The sequence below is a fragment of the Nocardia lijiangensis NBRC 108240 genome (genome assembly GCF_001613045.1).
In the GTDB taxonomy this organism is placed as follows: Bacteria; Actinomycetota; Actinomycetes; order Mycobacteriales; family Mycobacteriaceae; genus Nocardia; species Nocardia lijiangensis.
The window spans coordinates 1-5407 of sequence record NZ_BDBP01000185.1 but is presented as its reverse complement, the minus strand read 5'-3'; the positions used below and the strand labels follow the sequence as shown (position 1 = coordinate 5407).

Genomic DNA, 5407 nt, shown 5'->3' with positions numbered 1-5407 from the left:
GATGTTCCGGCGGTGTCCTACTCTCCCACACCCTGTCGAGTGCAGTACCATCGGCGCAGGTGGCCTTAGCTTCCGGGTTCGGAATGGGACCGGGCGTTTCCCCACCGCTATAGCCGCCGTAACTCTATGAAACTATCCACACGAACAGCGCTCACACAACCCGGGAGTTGTGTTGTGCTGCAGTGTCTGTGTGTTGTTTCAGATACCGCACAGTGGACGCGTAGCTTCTTTGTTGGTAAGTCCTCGGCCGATTAGTACCAGTCACCTCCACACGTTACCGTGCTTCCAGTTCTGGCCTATCAACCCCATGGTCTGTGGGGGGCCTTACCCCCTCGAGGGGGTGAGAAACCTCATCTTGGAACAGGCTTCCCGCTTAGATGCTTTCAGCGGTTATCCCTTCCGAACGTAGCTAACCAGCAGTGCCCTTGGCAGGACAACTGGCACACCAGAGGTTCGTCCGTCCCGGTCCTCTCGTACTAGGGACAGCCTTCCTCAAGTTTCTGACGCGCGCGGCGGATAGAGACCGAACTGTCTCACGACGTTCTAAACCCAGCTCGCGTGCCGCTTTAATGGGCGAACAGCCCAACCCTTGGGACCTACTCCAGCCCCAGGATGCGACGAGCCGACATCGAGGTGCCAAACCATCCCGTCGATATGGACTCTTGGGGAAGATCAGCCTGTTATCCCCGGGGTACCTTTTATCCGTTGAGCGACACCGCTTCCACTTGCCGGTGCCGGATCACTAGTCCCGACTTTCGTCCCTGCTCGACATGTCTGTCTCACAGTCAAGCTCCCTTGTGCACTTGCACTCGACACCTGATTGCCAACCAGGCTGAGGGAACCTTTGGGCGCCTCCGTTACATTTTGGGAGGCAACCGCCCCAGTTAAACTACCCACCAGGCACTGTCCCTGAACCAGATCATGGTCCGAGGTTAGAGGTCCAATACGATCAGAGTGGTATTTCAACGACGACTCCACGAATACTGGCGTACCCGCTTCACAGTCTCCCACCTATCCTACACAAACCGTACCGAACACCAATACCAAGCTATAGTGAAGGTCCCGGGGTCTTTTCGTCCTGCCGCGCGTAACGAGCATCTTTACTCGTAATGCAATTTCGCCGAGTCTGTGGTTGAGACAGCAGAGAAGTCGTTACGCCATTCGTGCAGGTCGGAACTTACCCGACAAGGAATTTCGCTACCTTAGGATGGTTATAGTTACCACCGCCGTTTACCGGGGCTTAAATTCTCAGCTTCGCGCCGAAGCGCTAACCGGTCCTCTTAACCTTCCGGCACCGGGCAGGCGTCAGTCCGTATACATCGTCTTACGACTTCGCACGGACCTGTGTTTTTAGTAAACAGTCGCTTCTCTCTGGTCTCTGCGACCACCACCAGCTCACGGGGCAAGCCCGGTCACCAGCGTTGGTCCCCCTTCTCCCGAAGTTACGGGGGCATTTTGCCGAGTTCCTTAACCACAGTTCTCTCGATCGCCTTAGTATTCTCTACCTGACCACCTGTGTCGGTTTGGGGTACGGGCCGTGTACCAACTCACTAGAGGCTTTTCTCGGCAGCATAGGATCACTGAATTCGCCTCAATCGGCTACGCATCACCTCTCAGGCACATGTTGTGCGGATTTGCCTACACAACGCCCTACAGGCTTACACCAGTACAACCACTGACTGGCCCAGCTACCTTCCTGCGTCACCCCATCGCTTGACTACTACAGCCAGGGTCCCATGCAGCCCCCTCAGGTCTCCCGAAGGAGATCCGTCCGGTTTTGGATGGTTAGCACAACTGATTCGCCACTGGGCGCGGATACACGGGTACGGGAATATCAACCCGTTGTCCATCGACTACGCCTGTCGGCCTCGCCTTAGGTCCCGACTCACCCTGGGCGGATTAACCTGGCCCAGGAACCCTTGGTCATTCGGCGGACGAGTTTCTCACTCGTCTTTCGCTACTCATGCCTGCATTCTCACTCCCGCAGCCTCCACAACTAGTTCACACTGCTGCTTCCCTGGCTACAGGACGCTCCCCTACCCAGCCACACCACTGCACCACCCCCCGTAGAGGATGGCGGATGTATTGTGCGACTGCCGCGGCTTCGGCGGTGTACTTGAGCCCCGCTACATTGTCGGCGCAGGATCACTTGACCAGTGAGCTATTACGCACTCTTTCAAGGGTGGCTGCTTCTAAGCCAACCTCCTGGTTGTCTTCGCGACCCCACATCCTTTTCCACTTAGTACACGCTTAGGGGCCTTAGCCGGCGATCTGGGCTGTTTCCCTCTCGACTACGAAGCTTATCCCCCGCAGTCTCACTGCCACGCTCTCACACACCGGCATTCGGAGTTTGGCTGACTTCGGTAAGCTTGTGGGCCCCCTAGGCCATCCAGTAGCTCTACCTCCGGCGTGAAACACGTGACGCTGCACCTAAATGCATTTCGGGGAGAACCAGCTATCACGGAGTTTGATTGGCCTTTCACCCCTACCCACAGCTCATCCCCTCAGTTTTCAACCTAAGTGGGTTCGGGCCTCCACGACGTCTTACCGTCGCTTCACCCTGGCCATGGGTAGATCACTCCGCTTCGGGTCTAGAACATGCGACTCAAAACGCCCTATTCGGACTCGCTTTCGCTACGGCTACCCCACACGGGTTAACCTCGCCACATGCCACTAACTCGCAGGCTCATTCTTCAAAAGGCACGCCATCACCCACAGTGCACTAAAGCACTCGCAGGCCCTGACGGATTGTAAGCGCACGGTTTCAGGTACTATTTCACTCCCCTCCCGGGGTACTTTTCACCTTTCCCTCACGGTACTAGTCCGCTATCGGTCACCAGGGAGTATTCAGGCTTACCGGGTGGTCCCGGCAGATTCACAGCAGATTTCACGGGCCCGCTGCTACTCGGGTACTCACTACAACAGAGCATGCATTTTCGCTTACCGGACTCTCACCGTCTACGGTTGGCCGTCCCAGACCAATTCAGCTAACACACACTTTTCTGACTGTTGCTCGCCACGGCAGTGACAAGAAAATGAGCCCCACAACCCCACAAACGCAACGCCTGCCGGCTATCACACGCCCATGGTTTAGCCTCATCCGCTTTCGCTCGCCACTACTCACGGAATCACTGTTGTTTTCTCTTCCTGTGGGTACTGAGATGTTTCACTTCCCCACGTTCCCTCCACACACCCTATATATTCAGATGCGGGTAACACGACATCACTCGTGCTGGGTTTCCCCATTCGGAAATCCTCGGATCTCAGCTCGGTTGACAGCTCCCCGAGGCTTATCGCAGCCTCCTACGTCCTTCATCGGCTCCTGGTGCCAAGGCATCCACCGTACGCTCTTAAACACTTACTAACAAAGATGCTCGCGTCCACTGTGCAGTTCTCAAACAACACACCCACTCAGAATCTGTTTCGAAGCCGGCCAGAGCACATGCCCTGCGGTACTAACCGAAGATCCGAGCGGATCGTCTTCTTGCCTGGAAAGAACGTCTGTTCTTTCAGGACCCAATAGTGTGTCGATATATCCACCGCGACCGAAGACATGGCTCCGACCGAGTGCGATGAAGCTTGTCAGCGTTCCACCCATGAGCGTCCGCAGTCCCACTGTCGGAGACTAAACGGTCTCTGGCACAACCACCCTCGACTATTCGAGGCGTCGTGCAGAAGTGCTCCTTAGAAAGGAGGTGATCCAGCCGCACCTTCCGGTACGGCTACCTTGTTACGACTTCGTCCCAATCGCCAATCCCACCTTCGACGGCTCCCTCCCACGAGGGGTTAGGCCACCGGCTTCGGGTGTTACCGACTTTCATGACGTGACGGGCGGTGTGTACAAGGCCCGGGAACGTATTCACCGCAGCGTTGCTGATCTGCGATTACTAGCGACTCCAACTTCACGGGGTCGAGTTGCAGACCCCGATCCGAACTGAGACCGGCTTTAAGGGATTCGCTCCACCTCGCGGTATCGCAGCCCTCTGTACCGGCCATTGTAGCATGTGTGAAGCCCTGGACATAAGGGGCATGATGACTTGACGTCGTCCCCACCTTCCTCCGAGTTGACCCCGGCAGTCTCTCACGAGTCCCCGCCATTACGCGCTGGCAACATAAGATAAGGGTTGCGCTCGTTGCGGGACTTAACCCAACATCTCACGACACGAGCTGACGACAGCCATGCACCACCTGTACACCGACCACAAGGGGGCCTACATCTCTGCAGGTTTCCGGTGTATGTCAAACCCAGGTAAGGTTCTTCGCGTTGCATCGAATTAATCCACATGCTCCGCCGCTTGTGCGGGCCCCCGTCAATTCCTTTGAGTTTTAGCCTTGCGGCCGTACTCCCCAGGCGGGGTACTTAATGCGTTAGCTACGGCACGGATCCCGTGGAAGGAAACCCACACCTAGTACCCACCGTTTACGGCGTGGACTACCAGGGTATCTAATCCTGTTCGCTACCCACGCTTTCGCTTCTCAGCGTCAGTTACTTCCCAGAGACCCGCCTTCGCCACCGGTGTTCCTCCTGATATCTGCGCATTTCACCGCTACACCAGGAATTCCAGTCTCCCCTGAAGTACTCTAGTCTGCCCGTATCCCCTGCAAGCTCACAGTTGAGCTGTGAGTTTTCACAGAAGACGCGACAGACCGCCTACAAGCTCTTTACGCCCAGTAATTCCGGACAACGCTCGCACCCTACGTATTACCGCGGCTGCTGGCACGTAGTTGGCCGGTGCTTCTTCTACAGGTACCGTCACTTGCGCTTCGTCCCTGTCGAAAGAGGTTTACAACCCGAAGGCCGTCATCCCTCACGCGGCGTCGCTGCATCAGGCTTTCGCCCATTGTGCAATATTCCCCACTGCTGCCTCCCGTAGGAGTCTGGGCCGTGTCTCAGTCCCAGTGTGGCCGGTCACCCTCTCAGGTCGGCTACCCGTCGTCGCCTTGGTAGGCCATTACCCCACCAACAAGCTGATAGGCCGCGGGCCCATCTCGCACCGATAAATCTTTCCACCAGAAACCATGCAGTCCCTGGTCATATCCGGTATTAGACCCAGTTTCCCAGGCTTATCCCGAAGTACGAGGCAGATCACCCACGTGTTACTCACCCGTTCGCCGCTCGTGTACCCCGAAGGGCCTTACCGCTCGACTTGCATGTGTTAAGCACGCCGCCAGCGTTCGTCCTGAGCCAGGATCAAACTCTCCGTTGAAGACTCACAATCACACCCCGAAGGATGCAATCAGATCTAAACTAGAGTCCGAAAACCTAGCAAAACAATCGCCAGCCGGAAATTAGCTGACTAAATGTCCGACCCTCCACACGGGGGGTGAAGAGCCGGAACCAAATATCTAAAATTTGGCACTGACATTCATCGACACACTATTGAGTTCTCAAAGAACACACGCACAC

At 56.2% G+C, this 5407-nt stretch carries 3 rRNA genes; all 3 read right to left on the bottom strand.

What is annotated here, in order from left to right:
- Positions 1 to 4 precede the first annotated feature (4 nt).
- Positions 5 to 121, bottom strand: a 5S ribosomal RNA gene (rrf, locus tag NL1_RS35590).
- Positions 122 to 231: 110 nt separating this feature from the next.
- A 23S ribosomal RNA gene (locus tag NL1_RS35585) occupies positions 232 to 3364 on the bottom strand.
- A 324-nt stretch (positions 3365 to 3688) separates the two neighbouring features.
- Positions 3689 to 5207, bottom strand: a 16S ribosomal RNA gene (locus NL1_RS35580).
- Together the 16S, 23S and 5S rRNA genes form the textbook arrangement of a ribosomal RNA operon.
- Between the last annotated feature and the right edge of the window lie 200 nt (positions 5208 to 5407).